Here is a 19,275-nt window from a genome sequence, read left to right as displayed (position 1 = left end):
CGATCGAGGCCACCTTAAGCGGGTTGAGGCTGCCGCGCTGCCAGTCAAGCGGATGCAGCGTGAAGCCTCTGGCCTCGATCTCGACGCCATGCGCTTTCACGCGGGTCGCGACGTGAATGTCGTAGCCGGCCCGCTGCGCGGCCAGCGCCATCGGCAACCGGTGCGAAACGAAATACCAGTCCTCGGTGACGAGATAGACCAGCACCGGCCGGCCCGTGCCATTGGCCCGGGTCAAAGCCGCCACCAGATCCAGCGGCTCCTCCACCGTCACCCAGCCCTCGGCCCGCCCGCCCTGATGCATGCGGATACGGTCCCGCATCTCGGCATCGAAGGCCTGGGCCGTGGCGATATAGATCCAGGGACCGGGAAGCGCCGTGATCAGTTGCTCCGCCATCCGGCTTTTGCCGGAACGGGCGCCGCCCAGCACCAGGGTCACCCCCGTCATGCCCGCATCTCCGCCGTCAGGCGGCGCCAGGGCAGGGCGAAGGGGGCCCCCTCATGCCCGCCGCGCAGCAGTTCGATGCCGTAGACACGGCCCAGCGCACCGCTGTCCAGCAACTCGCCCGGGCCCGTGTCCGCCGCCACCTTGCCCGCCTCGTCCAGCAGGCACAGGCGCGTGCAGTGGCGCAGCGCCAGGGTCAGGTCATGCAGCACCACCACCACCGCCATGCCATCGGCCGCCAGCCCCGCCAGCAGTTCCATCACCTGCAACTGGTGATAGGGGTCCAGCCCCGCCGCCGGCTCGTCGGCCAGCAGCACCGACGGGTCCCCGGCCAGCGCCCGGGCCAGCATCACGCGCGCCCGCTCGCCACCCGACAGGCTTGTCACACTCCGTTCCGCGAAGTGTGTGACGTCGCACTGTTGCATGGCGCGGGCAATGGCGGCCCGGTCCGCCGCCGCTTCACCGCCCCACGGGCTGGCATGCGGCAGACGGCCCAGCGTCACCACCCGCTCCACCGTCAGGGGCCAGTGGCAGGTCGCCCCCTGCTCCAGGAAACCGATGCGCCGCGCCCGCTCGGGCCGGGGCCATTTCTCCAGCGGTTTTCCATCCAGGGCTACCGCGCCGTCCGCCTTCAACAATCCGGCCATCACCGACAGCAGGGTCGATTTGCCGGCCCCGTTCGGCCCGATCAGGCCGACACATTCCCCCGCCCCGACCGACAGGTCCACCCCGTCCAGTACGGGCCGGCCGCCGCGCGAAAAACGGATATTGCGGGCTGACAGCAGGCTCATCGCATCCGCTCCCTGGTTTTCAGCAGCAGGTGAAAGAAGAAGGGCGCGCCGATCAGACCGGTGACGACACCCAGTTTTAATTCATCATTGGTGGGCAGCAACCGCACCAGGATGTCGGCCGCCAGCAACAGGCACGCCCCGGCCAGCGCCGAGGGCCAGAGCAGTTTCGACGGCTGGTTTCCGGTGGCCCGGCGCAGCAGATGCGGCACCACCAGCCCGACAAAGCCGATGCTGCCCGTCACGGCCACGGCCGCACCCACGGACAGCACGGTGCCGATGATGATGCGCCAGCGCAAGGCGTTCAGGTCTACGCCCATGCTGCCGGCGGTCCGTTCGCCCAGGCCCAGCGCATCCAGCGCCCGGCCCGAACCGCCCAGCACCAGGATACCGGCGATGATGAAGGGGGCGGATACCAGCAGATGGTCATTGGTGCGGTCGGTCAGGCTGCCCAGCAGCCAGAAGGCGATCTCTAGCGCCGCATGCGGATTGGGCGCCAGGTTCAACGCCAGCGAGGTCAGCGACCCCGCCAGGGTCTGCACCGCCAAACCGGCCAGGATCAGCATCAGCACCGATGCATCCCGTCCCGCCAGCCCCTGGATCAGCAGCATGGCCAGCCCTGCGCCCAGCATGCCCGCCACGGGCAGGGCCAGGGGCGCCGTCGCCGACAGCCCGAAATAGATGGCCAGCACCGCCCCCAGCGAGGCCGATGACGACGCCCCGATCAGCGACGGTTCGGCCAGCGGGTTGCGCAGATACCCCTGCAACGCCGCCCCCGCCATGCCCAATCCCGCCCCGACCAGCGCGCCCAGCAGGGCACGTGGCAGGCGGATTTCCAGGGCGATCAGGGCGGCGGGGCTGGCCTGCCCGCTGAACAGTCCCGACAACAGATCACCCGCCGGCACCGCCGCCGGGCCGATCAGGAAGCTGGCGACCAGCAGGATGGGGAACAGGGTCAGGAGGGCAATACGGACAGCCATGATCCCTCACCCTCCCGCTGGCAGACGCCGACGGGCCCCTCCCTCTCCCGTGGGAGAGGGGCGGACATCATCGCTTTTCACCGAAATATCTCCCAGGTTTCGCCCCTCTCCCGCCTGCGGGAGGGGCAGGGAACCACGCTTCACCCCCAACGCCTTTCCCGCAACCTCTGCCAGCCGCTCCACCCCTTCGATGGAGGCAGGCGACGCACAGAGCCACCAGGCGATGGGGAAGCCCGCCACCGCCATCTCTGTCCGCGCCGCCGTCAGGGCCGGGTGATCCATCACCCCCTGCCCCACCCCCGGCCGGTCGGGACGCACAGAGTCCAGCACCAGCAGGTCGGGCGGGTTCAGCAGCAGCGTTTCCACCGCCACCCGCCCATTGGGCCGGCCCGACAGTTTACCGCCGATATTCTCCAGCCCGGCCGCCTTCATCATGTCATTGACGATGCCGCGCGATCCCGGCACCTCGCCGCCCGGCCGGTACAGGGCCGCCGTGGGCCGCGCACCCTCCCCCGGTTGCGTCAGCATGGCCCGCAACCGGGCGGCCAGGGCACGGCCCTGCTCCCCCCGGCCCAGGGCGTCGGCAACCTGTTCGATCTGTGGCGGAATGTCGGCCAGGGTCTGCGGCGTTTTCAGCCGCAGCACCGGCACGCCCAGCCGTTCCAGCATGCCCACCGTCTGCGCCCGGGCATAACCGCCGGCAATGACCAGATCGGGTTTCAGCATCAAAACGCTTTCCGCCGTCCCGTCATGGATGGGCACACCGGCGGCACGATCGGCATAGGGCGATAAATGTTCATCCCCGGCCAGCCGGGTCAGGCCGGCCGTCTGCGCCTGCGCGTCCAGGGCCAACAGGAACTGGTCCGCGCACAGCGACAGGGAAACCACGCGTGTTGCCGGCGCCGCCCCCACGGGAAGCACCATCAAGGCCGCCACCAGAAGGGCGACGCCGGTCCGCATCAGAAGCTCACCGTCACGCCGCCAAAGGCCGACCGGCCCGGCGCACGATAGGTGCGGACTTCCTGGTAATCCTCATCGAACAGGTTCTCCACCCGTCCGAACAGGCTGACATTGTCCAGAACCGCCCAGCGCGCCGTGAAATCCACGGTGGTGTAGCTGTCCAGGATGGGGGACGTGGCCGACGCCGTGTCGCGCTGCTTGCCGACATAGCGCAGGGCCGCCCCGACATCGACGCCCTCGATGACGGTCCAGTCGATCGACGCGTTGATCGTGTCCTGCGGCCGGCGCGGCAGGTCACGGCCCGTGATCCTGTCCTTGGCCTCCAGGTAGGTGTAGTTGGCCTGGATCAGCAGATTCTCCACCGGCGTCGCTTCGAACGTCAGTTCCACGCCCTTGGTGCGGGCGCGGGCCACGTTGATATAGCCGTTGGAGAAGCCGATCATGTTTGTATAGGTGTTGCGGAAAAGGCTGGCCCCGAAGCCGACGCGGCCATCCAGCAGCTTCTGGTCGAAGCCGATATCCGCACCCTTGCCATCCTCGGCCGCCAGGTTCTTGTTGCCATAGAACGGGTCGTAGAGCTGGTACAGCGTCGGCGCCTTGTTGGCGGTGCCATAGCTGGCGCGCAGCACGGTGCCCGTGGCCGGCACCTGATAGGCGCCCGTGGCGCGCCAGGTGCCCTCGGTCCCGAACTGCTCATGATCGTCCACGCGGCCGCCCAGCGTCAGGGTCAGGTCGCTGGTCACGGCCGCCTGATACTGCACAAAGGCCGACTTGGTGGTGACACTGTCATCCAGGCCCGTGCTGGTGGCGGTGCCCACCGTATTGGTGGTCTTGCCGTCTTCCTCGTCGACCGACAGGCCGATGGTGGCGATGTCGGCCTCACGCAGGCGCAGATTGCCCTGGTAATCCAGCGCCTTGCGACGGCTGTCGAAGGTGGAGAACCGGTAATAGCCCGTGGGCTCGTCGAAATCGCGGTCGGTGGAGGCATAGCTGGCCGCCAGCACATTCTCAAACGCGCCATCCAGCAGGCTCAGCGTGCCGGCACCGCGCACCTGCCACGTCTCCTTTTCCTGCGAGGACGGGCCGTCACCACCGAACGGATCGAATTCGGTATCCAGCCAGGACCAGCCGGCATTCAGGTCGAAACGCAGGATGTCGGACGCCTTCACGCCCACCCGGCCGGTAACCGACCGCGCATCGGTGCCGTCCTTCTCATCGCCCACGAAGGTGCGGGAGAAGCCGTCAGTATGCAGGTTGCCGGCCGACAGGGCGTAATCCACCTGCTCCGTGCCGCCCGTCAGGCTGGCCAGTTGGCGGAACGTGCCATAGGCGCCGGCTTCCAGCGTACCGCGGATCCGGGTCTCGCCTTCACCACGACGGGTGATGACATTGATCACGCCGCCCATGGCGTCATTGCCATAGAGCGCGCTCTGCGGACCCTTCAGCACCTCGATCTTCTCGATGTCGCCGGTCAGCAGGCTGTTGAAATCGAATTCGTTGTTCGCACCCGACGCGTCGTTCACCTCGACCCCGTCGATCAGCACCTTGACCATGCCGCTTTCCGACCCGCGCAGGCGGAGGGTCGAGGTGCTGCCCAGCCCGCCATTACGGGAGATGGACACGCCCGGCACGCGCTTCAGCAGGTCCAGAACCTGCACCTGCTGCCGGCGCTCGATCTCGGCGCTGTCGATGACGCTGACGCTGCTGCCCACGCGTTCCTGGGCGGTGGGCACCTTGTTGGCGGACACGATGATCTCGGCCACCTGGGTCGGCTCGGCCAGGGCGGCTGACGCGGACAGGCTGGCGGCGGCACCCAGCAGGGCGGCACGGAAATAGGATACTCGGCTCACTTCATAACTCCGTTTCGTTCTTGTCGACGAATTCGGAGGGCATGCGCATGACTTCCACACCGCGCCCCAGGGATGGGGCACCTGTGTGGGCCTCATGTCGATAATCTGGTCCCATCAAAGCCCCAGGGGGGCCTGGCTTCGAACCGGTTCACCCGCGCACTCCTTCCGAAGCGCCAGCGCGAAACGGTGAACCGTCCCATCGGGGCACCCCGCCCAATGGCCGCGCGACGCATTGCCGATGGCAGGTCTCCTGGCTCACGGGTCATCGCACATGCCCGGCCTTCCCAGTTTCCCAGTGGCCATGTCGGGCAGTACTCGCCGCTTACAGTTGCGGGGGCAGCCATGGCATTGACACCTTGCGGCGCCGCACCATGTTCCCTTTTCACCCCTTGCGGGGAACCATCGATGACCCGGTCTTACCGCGCCTGCGAAAGGTGCGCAAGCATCCCTGTACCCCCACATGCCACCCACGCCCGCATGGCATGGACCGGAAGACCGGCAAGAAATCCGCTTCCAAATGGAAAAACAACCGGCAGCGTCAAAAAGATTGAACAAAGCAGGTCTATCCTGCCGGATGGGGAAATAACTCGGACGCGCTGATGCAGGCCGGTTTTCCCATGCTGGGGGAAAAAGGGCTCATGATCCGGTTGCTTCGTTCTTCCCTGAAAACCCGTCTGGCCGTTTCCGGTGTCGGGCTTTGTCTGGGCCTGGGCCTGGCCCTTACCATCGGTGCCGCCCTGCAGGCGCACCGCACCACGGGCGAGCAGGTCCACCAGGCCCTGACGGAAGCCGCGACAGGCTTTACCCTGATCGCATCCGACCTGGTGGAGAATGCCATCGACAATGCCCGCATCATCAATGCCCAGACCGAGGGGGGGCTGAAAACCCCGGGTTTCACGCGTCAACTGCTGTCCCGCCAGACCATGGCGGCCGTGGGCGCCAATCCTGACATCGTCGGGGTTACGGTGGCGTTTGAGCCGAACGGCTTTGACGGTGATGACAATGCGGGCAAGGACGTGGAGGGTGCCGACGCCAATGGCCGCTTCGTCCCCTATTTCTTCCGCAAGTCAGACGGCACCGTGGGGATCGAGCCGCTGGTCATGACATTGGAGGCGGGGATCAAGGAATGGTACCTGGACCCGCTGGCCGCCAACCGCACCATGCTGACCGCCCCTTATATCTATCCGGTGGAAGGCAAGGATGTGCTGATGGTAACGGTCAGCACACCCATCCGTCGCGATGGCAAGCCGGTCGGTATCACCACCACCGACATGGCCCTGACGGCGCTGCAGCGGCAATTCGCGGCCTTCCGTCCATTGGAAGCAGGCGATGTCCGCCTGCTGGCCCAGAATGGCCATTGGGTGGTCCATCCGGACGCCGACCATTTGAACAAGCCGATGGAAACAGGACCATTGGCCGATCTGGTGACCCAGGCCCAAGCGGGCGACAGGACCGTGCAGGCCACCATCACCCTGGAAGGGCAGGAACGGCTGGTGATCGCCACGCCCCTGCATTTCAAGGAGGTGAAGGAGCGCTGGCTCCTGGTCACAACCGTACCGACCAGCGTCATCGACGCCGCGCTGACCCGGTCCGTCACCACATTGTCGATCATCGCGGTGGTTCTGATTGCATTGGCCGCCAGCCTGTTCGTGCTGATGGGCAATAATCTGGCCAGGCCCATCCTGGCCCTGACAGAGTCTATGGTCCGCGTGCGCCGGGGTGACCTGACATCGTCCATTCCCGGCACCGACCGGGTTGACGAGATCGGGCACATGGCGGAAGCCGTAGGCGCCTTCCGTGACGGGCTGGCCGAGGCCGAGCGTATGCGCGCCGAGGCGGAGCGCAAGGATGCCGAGGCGGAAGCCAAACTCAAGGCCGACCGTCTGGCCCTCGCCGACCGGTTCGAGCGGGAAGTGGGGGCGTTGCTGCGCGGCGTGACGCTAAGCGCGGAGCAGATGGTGGAAATGGCGCAGTTGATGTCGGCCGACTGCGCCGACACCCAGCAGAGCACGGCCCTGGGCGCGTCGGCCGTGTCGGAAGCGGCCAGCAATGTACAGACCGTGGCCTCGGCCGCAGAGGAGCTGCGTGCCTCGATCACGGAGATCGGGTCCCAGGTACAGATGTCAGCCGCCGTTGCCAGCCGCGCCGCCGACGAAGCCGGCGGCGCCACCGGCACGGTGGACGCCCTGACCCAAAGCGCCGAGCGTATCGGCGCCGTCGTGCAGTTGATCAGCGACATTGCCAGCCAGACCAACCTGCTGGCGCTCAACGCCACGATCGAGGCCGCCCGCGCCGGGGAGGCTGGCAAGGGCTTTGCGGTGGTCGCCGCGGAAGTGAAGAACCTGGCCACCCAGACCGGCAAGGCAACGGAAGAGATCGCTGAACTGGTGGCTTCCATCCGTGATTCCTCTACGGAAGCAGCCAAGGCCATGGTCGGTATCGTCACCACCATCCGCACCATCAACGAGACGGCGACAGCCATCGCCGGGGCAGTCGAACAGCAGACCGCCGCCACGCAGGAGATCGCCCGCAACGTGACAGAGGCGGCGCACGGGACGGATGAAGCCTCACGCGCTATCCAAGGCATCGCCGACAAGGTGCTGGCCGTGACGGAGGCCGCGGTGATGGCCCTCGACAATGCCGGCAAGGTCCGTGACAGCGCCGGGGAGGCCGATCGGGAGGTGGGCGGTTTCCTGGCCCAGATCCGGGCGGGCTGAACCGGCTTTCACCCTCCCACCGCTTCGCGGCCGGAAGCCTTGTCTACCCTCACCCTCCCACCGCTTCGCGGCGGGAAGCCCTGTCCACCCTCACCCTCCCACCGCTTCGCGGCGGGAAGCCCTGTCCACCCTCACCCTCCCACCGCTTCGCGGCGGGCCCCTCCCTCTCCCGCAAGCGGGCGAGGGGCGAAACCATATGACACACCAAATCTTCGCCCCTCGCCCACGCAAGTGGGAGAGGGAGGGGCCCATCGCTGCCAAGCGATGGGAGGGTGAGGGCCGGCACACGCCGCACCGGCGCCGACCAGCGCACCGGCAGGACCCCGTTGCAACCCCACCCCGGGAGCGGGTAAGCCTACACTCCCCTTCCCGTTCCGGGCCGCCCCATGCGCTTCCTGCACGCCGCCGACATCCATCTGGACAGCCCGCTGCTGGGTCTGGCGGCCAAGGCCGGCGGGCGGGCAGACCATCTGGTGGGCGCCACGCGCCGCGCCCTGGTGCGGCTGGTCGATCTGGCGATTGAGGAACAGGTCGCATTCCTGATCATCGCCGGCGACCTGTATGATGGCGACTGGCGGGATTTCATGACGGGCCTGTTCTTCGCAGGCGAAATGGCGCGGCTGGAACGGGCCGGTATCCCCGTCTATCTGCTGCGCGGCAATCATGATGCCGAAAGCACGATGACGCGGCGCCTGACCCTGCCGCCCAACGTCCATGTCTTCGACCACAAGAAGCCGCAGACCTTCCGCCGCGACGATCTGGGGGTGGCGCTGCATGGGCGCAGCTTCCATACGCGCGACGTGACCGACAATCTGGCGGCATCTTATCCCGCGCCCGTTGCCGGCCTGCTGAATATCGGCGTGCTGCATACCGCGCTGGAGGGCAAGCCCCCGCACGCCCGCTACGCCCCCTGCTCACCCGCCGACCTGAAGGCCAAGGGCTATGATTACTGGGCCCTGGGCCACGTGCATGAACGGGCCGTGATCGACCGCGACCCCTGGATCATCTTCCCCGGCAACCTGCAGGGCCGCCACGCGAATGAGACGGGGCCTAAGGGCGCGACGATGGTGACGGTAGCGGAAGGCCGGATACAGGATGCCGTCCCTGTCGTGCTGGATGATGTGCGCTGGGCGCGGCTATCGCTGGACCTGACAGGGGCCAGTGATGAACGCGCGCCGGCCGACCGTGCCGTCGCCGCGCTGGCCGATGCGCGTGATCAGGCGGGCGAGCGCACCCTGGCCCTGCGCATCATCTTCACCGGCCGCACAGCCCTGCACCGCCGGCTGAAGGCCGACCCCGACTGGCTGTCGGCGGAGATGGAGGCGGCGGCGGCCCGCGCCGGCGGCGATATCTGGATCGAGAAGCTGGAGGTGCGCACACAGGACCGGGAAGAAGAGGCCGCCACGGGCGACGCGCTGGCCGACCTGACCGCCGTTCTGGCTGAGCTGAAGGCCGATCCCGTGGCCCTGGCCCCGCTGCTGGCCGATATCGACCAGATCAAGGCCCGTCTGCCCGCCGGGGCGCTTGCCGACCTGGACCTGGACGCACCCGACGCGCTGGCCGCCCTGCTGGCCGATGCCGAGGCGCTATTGCTGAACCGTCTGGCGGGGGAAGCCTGATGCGTATCGACCGTCTGGACCTGGAACGCTACGGCCATTTCGACGGGACCAGCCTGGACCTGTCCGATCCCGCCGCCCGCCTGCATATCGTGCATGGCCGCAACGAGGCGGGGAAATCCACGGCCCTGTCGGCCATCTGCGACCTGCTGTTCGGGGTGCCGCACAATTCCCCCATGGGCTTCCGCCATTCCAATACAGCGCTGCGCATCGGCGCGCTGCTGTCCCTGGCCGATGGTACCAGGCAGGAGGTGAAGCGGCGCAAGGGCAGCAAGGCCACCCTGCTGGACGCCGATGGCAGCACGCCGCTGCCCGACGGCCTGCTGCTGCCCCATCTCTGCGGCCTGGACCGCGCCGCTTTTCAGCGGCTGTTCGGCCTGGACCATGAACGTCTGCGCGCCGGCGGGCAGGCCATGCTGGAAGCGGGCGGCGATCTGGCCCGCACCCTGTTTCAGGCGGGCAGCGGTCTGTCGGGCCTGGACCGGATCGTGGCCCGCCTGACCGACGATGCCGACGCCATCGGCAGCCCCCACCGCAAGCAGGCCAGCAAGCCCCTGTGGCAGGCGGCCGACGCCCATGCCGACGCAACCTCGCGCATGCGCAACGAGGCGACGAAGGCCGAAGCCTGGGAAGCCGCCGAGACCGCCCTTGCGACCGCCCGCGAGCAGCTTTTGGCCATCCGTGCCGGACTGGCCGATGCGGAGCGGGAGCGAAGCCGCCTGGAACGGCTGCGCCGCGTGCGCCCGCTACTTGCCCGGCTGGAGGATCTGGCCCCTCTGCTGGCCGATGCCGGCGACGGCCCGGACCTGCCCGCCGATCTGGCCGACCGCTGGCGCCGGGCCGAAAGCGCCCTGCTGACCACCACGCGCCAGACGGAGCGGACGCGGGCGGAACTGGCGGCGGCGATGGAGGCACTGGCCGCCGCCGGCCCGCCACCACCCCTGCTGTCCCTGGCCGCCCCCATCGAGGCGCTGTATCAGCGGCAAGGCGAGATTGCGAAATCCCGGGCCGACCTGCCGCGCCGCCGGCAGGAACGCACCCTGGCCCAGCAGCGCCTGGAACTGGCGGCCCGCGATATCGGTATCGATGCCGATCCGGACCGGCTGGACACCATGCTGCCGCGCCGCCCCCTGATCGCCGGCATCCGGGACAAGGCCAAGGAACATGCGCGCCTGACCCAGACGCTGGCCGATGCCCGTCGCCGCCATGACGCCGCCACCCGTGACGCCAGGCAGGCGGAACGGCAGGTGCCGGCCCACGCCCCCGACGCCGCGCTGCTGGCCGAGGCCGAGGCCGCGCTGGCCGCCGCCGGCCGGCTGGGTGAGGTCGAACCGCGCCTGGACCGGGCGGAACGGGCGTTCAAGGACGGGGCCGACCGGCTGGCGCAGCTTGCCGCCCGCCTGGGCCGGCATCGGCAGGACCCGGAGCGGCTGGCGGCCCTGCCCCTGCCCACACAAGATGCCGTGGAGCGGCAGCGGCTGCGCGAACAATCCCTGGAAAACCGCCGGCAAAGGCTGGCCGATGACCGCCGCGCGGCTGAAGACCAGGGCCGTCACCTTCGCCAGTCGCTGCGTGAACTGGCGGAAGGCGGGGAGGTGCCGACACCCGCCGCCATCGCCCAGGCCCGCCGGTCGCGCGACACGCTCTGGTCGGACCTGCGCCCGCATCTGGACAAGGGCACCCCCGCCCCCGCCGATACCGTGCCCGCCTTCGAAGCGGCCTTGCGCAACGCCGATCAGTTGGCCGACCTGCGGGAGCGGGAGGCGGCGCGCGTCGCCAGCTATATCCGCGCGCAAAGCGATCTGACCGCCAACGCGGAAAGGCTGGAAGCGATCTCCGGCCAGGAAAATTCCCTGTCGGTGGAGCAGGAAGCCCTGGCCACCGAATGGGCCGACCTCTGGCAGGCCACCGGCATCGACCCCGGCGGTGCGGCGGAAATGGCGGCGTTCCTGACCCAGACCGGCGCGATCCTGTCGGCGCTGGCGCAGCAGTCACAACAGGCCGAGAGTGTGGCCGGCCTGCGGGACGAGGCGCGGCTGTGCGAGGGCCATCTGCGCCATGCCCTGTCGCTGTGCGGGGTGGAGGCGCCGGCCGGCGCGCGGCTGCCGGAACTGCGCGTGGCCGCCGATGCCGCCGTCGCCCGCGCACGTCAGGCCGCCATCGCCGCCGACAAGGCGGCACAGGCCCTGGCCCGTGCGCGCGCCGACCTGGAACTGGCGGCAGCGGAGATGGAAGAGGCGGAAAGGGCGCTGTCTGCCTGGGGCGCCGGCTGGACCGCCGATATGCAGGCGATCGGCCTGCCTGCCCACGCCCTGCCCGCAGAGGCAGAGGCGGCCCTCCGCGCCTGGGAGGATGTGGGCAACGAACTGCGTCAGATCCGCGAACTGGACCACCGCATCGCGGGGCTGGAAAAGGATATCGGCGCCTATCGCGCGGACGCCGATGCGCTGCTGGCGGCCGCATCCGACCTGATGCCCGGTCTTGATGTCGGGGCCGAGGATGCGGCCAACGCACTCTATGGCGCGCTGAGGGAGGCGCGCACCACCGCCGGGCGCCGCGATGCGCTGATCCAGGGTCGTGACCGCGCCGAAAAGGCCCTCGCCGATGCCGAACAGGCGGCGCAGGATGCCGCCGACGCAATGTCCGACCTGCGCCGCCTGCACCGGCTGGCCGATGGCGACGACGTGCCCGCCCTGGTCACCGCCGCCGCCCGCCGCCGGGACCTGCGCACACAGGAGGCGGCGCTGCTGGCCGAACTGCACCGGGCCGGCGACGGACAGGCGCCCGAACAGCTTCGCATGGCGGTCGCGGGCCTGGACCCCGACGCGATGGCAGCCGACCTATCGGCCCTGACCGCCAGGATCGAAACGGCACAGAATGATCTTGCCGACACCTCCGTGAAGCAGCGGGAGGCGGAACGCGCGCTGGAGGAGATGCGGCACCGGGCCGGCATCGGTGGGGCGGCCCAGGACGCGGCCGATGCCGCTGCCCGCGCCGCCACCCTGGCCAGCCGCTGGCTGCGCCTGCGCGCCGCGTCGCTGCTGCTGACCCAGGCCGTGGAACGCTACCGCACCCGCAATGAACATCCGCTGCTGCAACGCGCCGGCTCCATCCTGGCCGCCATGGCCGCCAGCGGCGGCAATCCCGTGATGCGGCTGAAGATTGATTACGGCGCCGGCGACAATCCCGTGCTGGTCGGCGTGCGCCAGGATGGCAGCGACGCGCATGTGGAGGGGATGAGCGAGGGGCTGCGCGACCAGCTTTTCCTGGCGCTCCGCATCGCCTCTGTCGAGGCCCATGTCGCCCAGTCCACGCCGCTGCCCTTCATCGCCGACGATCTGTTCATCACGTCGGACGAGGCCCGCACCCGCGCCGGCCTGCTGGCACTGGCCGAACTGGGTCAGGCGACGCAGGTGGTCCTGTTCACCCACCATGAATATGTGGTGCAGGCGGGGGTGGAGGCCTTGGGCGACGCGGTGCGGGTACATCGGTTATCGGCGGGGTAGGGTGCGGATGGCATCTGTGGACCCACGTCCAGTTTCCCCACGGTCATCCCGCAAACACGCGCATTCAATAAGATAAACTGGCTTACCGTTATTTTTTCCGTCACCCCGGCGAAAGCCGGGGCCCAGCATGAGGCGCGATCAGCGCCGATATGAATCATGTCGCGGCAGACGCCGCTCTGCCCTGGGCCCCGGCTTTCGCCGGGGTGACGGGAGAGAGTGGCCTGAACCGGTGCAGCAAACAGCTTATCCCGGCGCCCAACATCGCCCCTGCCCCCCGCGCTGTTATCCTGTACCATCCCCGGGTTCCACAACCAAATGCACCCGTCCCCGATGACAAACACACCAGCGAAGCCCAATCTGAAACCCGCCGAGCAAAACCCCTGGTATCTGCTGGCGACGCTGTATGGGGTGTCCGGTTGGTTTCGCGATGAGATTCAGGTGAAGAACCGGGTGGCATGGAACCGTTATTATGCGTCGCAATGGACGGATGAGCAGCGGGAGGCGTTGAAGGGCCGGGTTGATGCCGCGGAATTGGTACCCTTTGACGATAAGGAACTGACAGACATCCGGCGGCAATTTCGGGAAAGGGCAGGTAAAGGTCCGATTGAGATACCGGACGCAGACCCGAGGATTGACTTCAGAGAATGTCAGTTTGACCAAAGCATCTACTTTGGCGGGTATATTTTTGGGCACGCCGATTTCAGCGGCACAAAATTCACCAGTTACACCTCCTTCAGCGTTGCAATTTTCATTAACGGTGCCGATTTCAACAGCACTACTTTCACCGACAGTGCCAATTTTTCCAACTCCATATTCACCGAGTATGCCAATTTTGTCAGCGCCACATTCACTGGGAAGGCCGAGTTTGGCGCCGCCAGGTTCATCGGGAACGCCAATTTCATCAGCTCCACTTTCACTAGATACACCGGTTTCAGCCGCGCCACATTCCACCAAGCTGCACGCTTCACAGACAGCGAGTTGAAAGCACCAACCAATTTTGAGGCCAGCCAGTTCCTGGGGGAACCACCCCGGTTCCATGGGGCCAAGCTGCACGAGGATACAGTCTGGCGCGGGGCAAAATGGCCAACGGCACCTTCAAACCCGGACGTGGCAGCGCAGTTCACCAATGCCTATGAGCGGCTGAAGCTGGAGATGGACCGGCTGAAGAAGCATGAGGATGAACTCGTGTTCTTTGCTAAGGAACTGGAATGCCGTCGGGTGGCGGCGGGGCAGATCAGGGGATGGCCAATCGGGGCCTATGGCGTTCTGTGCCATTATGGACAGAGCTATCTGCGGCCGCTGGGCTGGCTGGTCGCCCTGATCCTGGCGGGGGCGGTACAGTTCTGGCCCGCGCTGAACTGGGATATCCCGCTGGCGCTGGGCGTCAGCACCGCCAACACACTGGGGCCGCTGGGCCTGCGTAAGGAGTTGATGGAGGCAGGCACCCTGCCGGCAGACCTCTCGCGCTGGCTGCGCTTTGTCAGCGGCGCACAGATGGTGATCGGCCTGCTCCTGCTGTTCCTGATCGGCCTGGGCCTGCGCAACCGGTTTCGCATGAAATAGGCGGCGGCCTCTGTCTCCGCCGCCCCCGGCCCTCACGCCGGCTTGATCCCCTGCCCATAGGTGAAGAAATTGCCCGGATCGACCTGTTTTTTCACCGCGCGCAGGCGGGCCAGATTCTGGCCGTAATAGGCGTTGGCATAATCGTCCAGGGTCGGGTCGGGGAAGTTCTGATAGGCGCCGACCGCCGCGCAGGCCTTGTTGGCCAGGGCGTAGAAATCCTTCTGCCAGGCCAGATTCTCATCGATCAGGCCCGACGGATCGGTGGGCAGCCACCAGTTCATCTCCACCGAGAACAGCCAGTCATTGCCGCGATGGACATAGGCCGTGGCGTCCGGCGCCTTGTCGTTGCAGGCGCCGCCTGTCTGGAAAAACTTGAAAGAGACGGGCATCGAGGTGCCGGGCTGGTCCCTGGCGGCCTTGAACATGGCGGCCACCGCGTCGCGGCTGATGGTGCCCGCCTGCATGTAGCTGGATTTCTCCTGATAAAAATAGGGGAAGGTCTCTTCCGACAGGAAATCCTGCCCCACCCAATAGGGGATATCCTCCTTCACCACCCGCTTGGACGCACTGTTCCACAGGGGGCCCAGGATATCCTGCAACCGCGCGCCCCTGGTCTTGTGCAATTGCGCCAGGATCGACACGGTCGTACCCATTCCCTGACAGCGCTGCTGGATGCTGGGCAGATTGACATTGACCTTGCTGCCGAAACTGTTCGGCGCCTTGGGCAGCCGGGTCAGCAACTCGTACAGCACCTCTTCCTGCTTATCGGTCCAGGTCAACTGACAGACCGACACGGTTTCCACGGGCTTGGTGGCCAGGATGAATTCGGTATTGATGCCGAAATTGCCGCCCGCCCCGCCCCGACAGGCCCAATAAAGGCTGCTGTCGGCCTTCTCATTGGCGTCGTGGCGCTGCCCGTCGGCGGTGACCAGCGTCGTGCCCGTCATCAGGTCGGACCCGATGCCGTACAGGCGCATATTGAAGCCGATGCCCCCGCCCAGCAGGAACCCGGCTGCGCCCACGGCATCGCACCGCCCATGGGTGATGGTGCGGCCCAGCCGTTCCAGTTCCTTATAGACCAGGGCGTTGCCGGTGCCGCCCTTGACCCGGACGATGCCTTCCTTCTTGTCCACCACCTCCACCCCGGCCATCAGCGACATGTCGATCAGCAGACCGTTGGTGGAGGAATAGCCCGCGTAATTATGCCCGCCGGACCGCACGGAGAAGGGGATTGCCTGCTGGCGAACCCAGGCGATGGCGGCCTGCACATCCTGCGTCGTCAGACACCGCGCCACCCCCATGGGCAGCGTGTCATAGCGTAGGTTGTTGGGGCGGCAGACATCGGTGAAGAACGGGTCCAGCGGCGTCAGCACCCCGCCACTGACCTTCGCCGCCAGATCGGTCCAGGCGGATTTCGGGGGGCAGGCCAGCGGAGGGCTTGCCGCCCGCGCAGCCCCCGCCGCCCAGGGCATGGAGGCGGCCAGCGGCGCCACCGCCGCGAACCGGCCCAGCCCGACCAGAAAATTGCGACGTGACGGTTCAACAGCGCGCAGCATCATGCCCTCCCCAACTTTTTATCGCTTAGGTTTATAAGGGCATATGTCCAATCGCGTCAACGTGGTGATATGACTATCACACGGCAGGGCATAATTTCGGTACCGAAATCACTATCCGTTACCGAAAACCCTCTATTTCGATACCGAAACGTTTTAGCTTGTCGTAGAGGGTTTTCTTTGGAACGGCCAATATGTCGGCCGCCGCCGCCACATCGCCCTTCTGCTCGGTCAGGGCGGCAGTGATCAATTGCCGCTCGAACGCCTCCACCTGTGCCGCCAGCCCCACCGCCTCCGCACCCGCACCCGCACCCGCATTCAGCAGGGCCGGCAGGCCCAGCGCCATCCGGTCGGCCACGTTGCGCAACTCCCGCACATTGCCGGGCCAGGTGTGGGACAACAGGGCCTGCCGCTCCGCCGCCGGCACCACAACCGGCGATGTGCCCAGCCGGTCGGCGGCGGCCAGCAGGAAATGGTCCAGCAGCATCGGAATATCCTCCCGCCGCTGCCGCAATGGCGGGATGGACAGGGGCACGACATTCAGGCGGAAATAAAGATCCTCACGGAACTTCCCCTGTTTCGACAGGGCCCCCAGATCCTCCTTCGTTGCCGCCACGAAACGGATATTCAGATGGATGGAGCGGTTGGAGCCCAGCCGTTCCACCCGCCGGTCCTGCAGAACACGCAGCAGCTTCACCTGCGCCGCCATGGGCATGCTCTCGATCTCGTCCAGGAACACCGTACCGCCATCGGCGAATTCCAGCTTGCCGATCCGGGTCTTGGCGGCACCCGTGAACGCCCCCGCCTCATGCCCGAACAGTTCGCTTTCGACCATGCTGTCGGGGATGGCGCCGCAATTGATGGCAACGAATGGTTTGGCTGCGCGTTTGGAGAATTGGTGCAGGGCATGGGCCACCATCTCCTTGCCGCTGCCCGTCTCACCCAGAATCAGGACATCGGCACCGGTATCCGCCACCTGCCGGATCAGTTTCTTCACCGCCATCATGCCGGGCGACCGGCCCAGCAAGGCAGCATCCAGACCATCCTGCTGCACCAGCGCCTGACGCAGCGCCCCCACCTCCGCCACCAACCGGCGCCTTTCCAGCGCGCGGTTGACGGTGGTCACCAGCCGGTCCGACGCAAACGGTTTCTCAATGAAATCATAGGCGCCGTCGCGCATGGCGCCCACCGCCATGGCGATGTCGCCATGACCCGTCATCAGGATGACCGGCAGGCCCGCATCCACCGCCAGCGCCGCCTTCAGCAGCGCCAACCCGTCCATGCCGGGCAGCCGCACATCGGTGACCAGCACATCCGCCCCGTCGCGCTTCAACGCGTCCAGCGCCGGTTCCGCGGCGGCAAAGCCACGCACGGGCAGGTCGGCCAGTTCCAGGGCCTGTTCCACGCCCAGACGGACGGAATCATCATCCTCGACCAGCAGGATGCGCGGTGCGCCCATGCTCACTCCCCTCCGCCCGCCGGCAGGTCGATGCTGAAGACAGCGCCGCCTTCCGGCCCATTCGCGGCGGTCAGACTACCATCATGGTCGCGGATGATGCTGGCCGAAATCACCAGCCCCAGGCCAAGGCCGACCCCCGGCGGCTTGGTGGTGAAAAACGGCTCGAACAGATGCGGCATGTGTTCGTCAGCGATGCCCGGCCCCGTATCGGCCACCCGCACCTGCACCCGCTCCCCCACCGTCGCGCCCGTCACCATCACCCGCCGCACCTCCCGCCCCGCCACCGCGTCCAGGGCATTGCCAATCAGGTTGACCAGCACCTGTTCCAGGCGCAGCGGGTCACAGCGCACCGACAGCCCGTCTTCCATCTCCACCGCCACCACGGCGCCCACCCGCCGTACCTTCTCGGCCAGCAGGGTCAGGGCATTGTCGATGGCGCGGGTGACGGCCACATCCTCGGGCCGGTTGTCCGACCGGCGGGCGAAGGTGCGCAACTGCCCCGTGATGCGCGCCATCCGCTCCGTCAGGCCGGCAATATGGCGCAGGTTTTCTTCCACACGGTCCAGCTTGCCCCGCGCCAGAAACGCGGCCGCATTGTCGGAGAAGGTGCGCAATGCTGCCAGCGGCTGGTTCAGTTCATGCGTGATCCCGGCCGAGAGCTGGCCCAGCGCCGCCAGCTTGGCCGCCTGCACCAGATCATCCTGCGCCCGGCGCAGATCATCATTGGCGGCCACCAGTTCCGCCGTGCGCGCCGCCACCTCCCGCTCCAGCGCCGCCGCCGACCGTTCCCAGGCCAGCCTTGTCCGCCGCCGTTGTCGCCAATAGAGCCAGCCCAGCAGGCACAGGGCCGCCACCCCCACACCGCCGACGTGGCCCACATCGCGGGCGATCTCCACCCCGTCCAGGCTGGACAGCAGGTAGAGCCGCCAGGGCGTGCCCTCCACCAGACTGTCACTGGCCAGATAGGCGCGCGCCGCGCCCGCCAGGGTCACGGTGCCGTCGGCCCCCGCCCGCCAGTCCAGCGCCCTCAGGCTCACCCCCTCATATTGCCGCGTATCGGCCAGCCGCACCTTTTCCGCATCCGACAAAGGCGACATCGTGCGGAAGGTCCAGTCGGGCACGGAGGACAGGATCACCACCCCGTTGCCATCCACCACCAGGATGCGGTCTGACAGGCCCGCCCAGCTTTTCTCCACCGGCGCCAGCGAGACCTTGACGACGGTGATGCCCAGCGTCAGGCCGCCTTCTTCCAGCGCGCGGGCAAAATAATGGCCGGGTTCCCGGCTGGTAGTGCCGATGCCGTAAAACCGCCCTGCCCCGCTGGCCAACGCCTCGCGGAAATAGGGGCGATAGGCAAAGTTACGGCCCACAAAACTGTCGGTCTGGCGCCAGTTGCTGGCCGCCAGCGTCGTGCCGCTCATATCCATCAGATACAGTGCCGCCGCCCCCGTGCGGGCCGCAATCTGCTCCATATAGATGTTGGCCGCTTCCACGGCGGCGGGATCGTCAGGGCTTTGCAGGGCGGTGCGCAGGGTGCGCGACAGGCCCAGGATGGCGGGCGTCGTCTCGTGCCGTGTCAGTTCGCTGCGCAAACCCGCCACATACAACGCCCGCCTCGGCCCCGCCTGATCCAGCAGCGCCTCCCGGCTGATCCCCGCCGCCAGTTCGCCCCCGACCCAGGCCAGCACAAACGCCAACAGGGCGAAGCCCAGCCCGATCAGGACCTGCTTCATCTTCTTGCCGGGCAGGGTAAGACGCGGTGGGTTCATGGTGATCCAGGATATGACGAGGCGACGGTGCCGGAAAGCCGCGAATTCAACACTGGCCGTGAAGCGGAACGG

At 67.3% G+C, this 19,275-nt stretch carries 12 protein-coding genes and 1 riboswitch; of the genes, 4 read left to right on the top strand and 8 right to left on the bottom strand.

What is annotated here, in order from left to right:
• The 5 genes from KBA48_RS16605 to KBA48_RS16585 all read right to left on the bottom strand — a co-directional run.
• Nucleotides 1-445: bifunctional adenosylcobinamide kinase/adenosylcobinamide-phosphate guanylyltransferase (locus KBA48_RS16605; protein WP_292908336.1), on the bottom strand; the 445-nt coding region annotated here is incomplete at its 3' end.
• Entirely contained in the window at nt 442-1,233 is a 792-nt protein-coding gene (locus tag KBA48_RS16600) for an ABC transporter ATP-binding protein (protein ID WP_292908334.1), read from the bottom strand. The genes KBA48_RS16605 and KBA48_RS16600, both read right to left, overlap by 4 nt.
• On the bottom strand, nt 1,230-2,210 hold the full coding sequence (locus KBA48_RS16595) for an iron ABC transporter permease (RefSeq protein ID WP_292908332.1): 981 nt from the start codon (nt 2,208-2,210) through the stop codon (nt 1,230-1,232). Before KBA48_RS16595 ends, KBA48_RS16600 begins: the two co-directional genes overlap by 4 nt.
• 6 nt (nt 2,211-2,216) lie before the next feature.
• Nucleotides 2,217-3,170 carry an ABC transporter substrate-binding protein gene (locus KBA48_RS16590; protein ID WP_292908330.1) on the bottom strand — a complete coding sequence of 318 codons (954 nt, stop codon included), beginning with the start codon at nt 3,168-3,170 and terminating at the stop codon, nt 2,217-2,219.
• Entirely contained in the window at nt 3,170-5,020 is a 1,851-nt protein-coding gene (locus tag KBA48_RS16585) for a TonB-dependent siderophore receptor (RefSeq protein WP_292908328.1), read from the bottom strand. The genes KBA48_RS16590 and KBA48_RS16585 overlap by 1 nt, the downstream gene beginning before the upstream one ends.
• A 222-nt stretch (nt 5,021-5,242) precedes the next feature.
• Nucleotides 5,243-5,439: riboswitch (cobalamin riboswitch) on the bottom strand.
• 219 nt (nt 5,440-5,658) lie between these two features.
• On the opposite strand from KBA48_RS16585, the gene KBA48_RS16580 reads away from it, so the two are divergent.
• From KBA48_RS16580 to KBA48_RS16565, 4 genes are all read left to right on the top strand, one after another.
• The gene (locus tag KBA48_RS16580) at nt 5,659-7,737 is read left to right on the top strand and encodes a methyl-accepting chemotaxis protein (protein WP_292908326.1); all 2,079 of its coding nucleotides are present in this window, start codon (nt 5,659-5,661) and stop codon (nt 7,735-7,737) included.
• A 386-nt stretch (nt 7,738-8,123) separates the two neighbouring features.
• Entirely contained in the window at nt 8,124-9,356 is a 1,233-nt protein-coding gene (locus KBA48_RS16575) for a DNA repair exonuclease (RefSeq protein WP_292908324.1), read from the top strand.
• Entirely contained in the window at nt 9,356-12,859 is a 3,504-nt protein-coding gene (locus KBA48_RS16570; RefSeq protein WP_292908323.1) for a YhaN family protein, read from the top strand. The genes KBA48_RS16575 and KBA48_RS16570 overlap by 1 nt, the downstream gene beginning before the upstream one ends.
• Nucleotides 12,860-13,174: 315 nt before the next feature.
• Nucleotides 13,175-14,422: a pentapeptide repeat-containing protein gene (locus KBA48_RS16565; RefSeq protein WP_292908322.1), complete on the top strand. Its 1,248-nt coding sequence runs from the start codon at nt 13,175-13,177 to the stop codon at nt 14,420-14,422.
• A gap of 32 nt (nt 14,423-14,454) precedes the next feature.
• On the opposite strand, the gene KBA48_RS16560 is transcribed toward KBA48_RS16565, so the two are convergent.
• The 3 genes from KBA48_RS16560 to KBA48_RS16550 form a co-directional block, all read right to left on the bottom strand.
• Entirely contained in the window at nt 14,455-15,981 is a 1,527-nt protein-coding gene (locus KBA48_RS16560; RefSeq protein ID WP_292908321.1) for an FAD-binding oxidoreductase, read from the bottom strand.
• Nucleotides 15,982-16,096: 115 nt separating this feature from the next.
• Nucleotides 16,097-17,434: a sigma-54 dependent transcriptional regulator gene (locus KBA48_RS16555; protein WP_292908319.1), complete on the bottom strand. Its 1,338-nt coding sequence runs from the start codon at nt 17,432-17,434 to the stop codon at nt 16,097-16,099.
• Nucleotides 17,435-17,436: 2 nt separating this feature from the next.
• Nucleotides 17,437-19,203: an ATP-binding protein gene (locus KBA48_RS16550; RefSeq protein WP_292908317.1), complete on the bottom strand. Its 1,767-nt coding sequence runs from the start codon at nt 19,201-19,203 to the stop codon at nt 17,437-17,439.
• Nucleotides 19,204-19,275 lie beyond the last annotated feature (72 nt).

It is taken from the genome of Niveispirillum sp. (genome assembly GCF_017996735.1).
Lineage (GTDB): Bacteria > Pseudomonadota > Alphaproteobacteria > Azospirillales > Azospirillaceae > Niveispirillum.
Note: the sequence above shows the minus strand (reverse complement) of the source record. Positions and strands in the feature narration are given on the sequence as shown.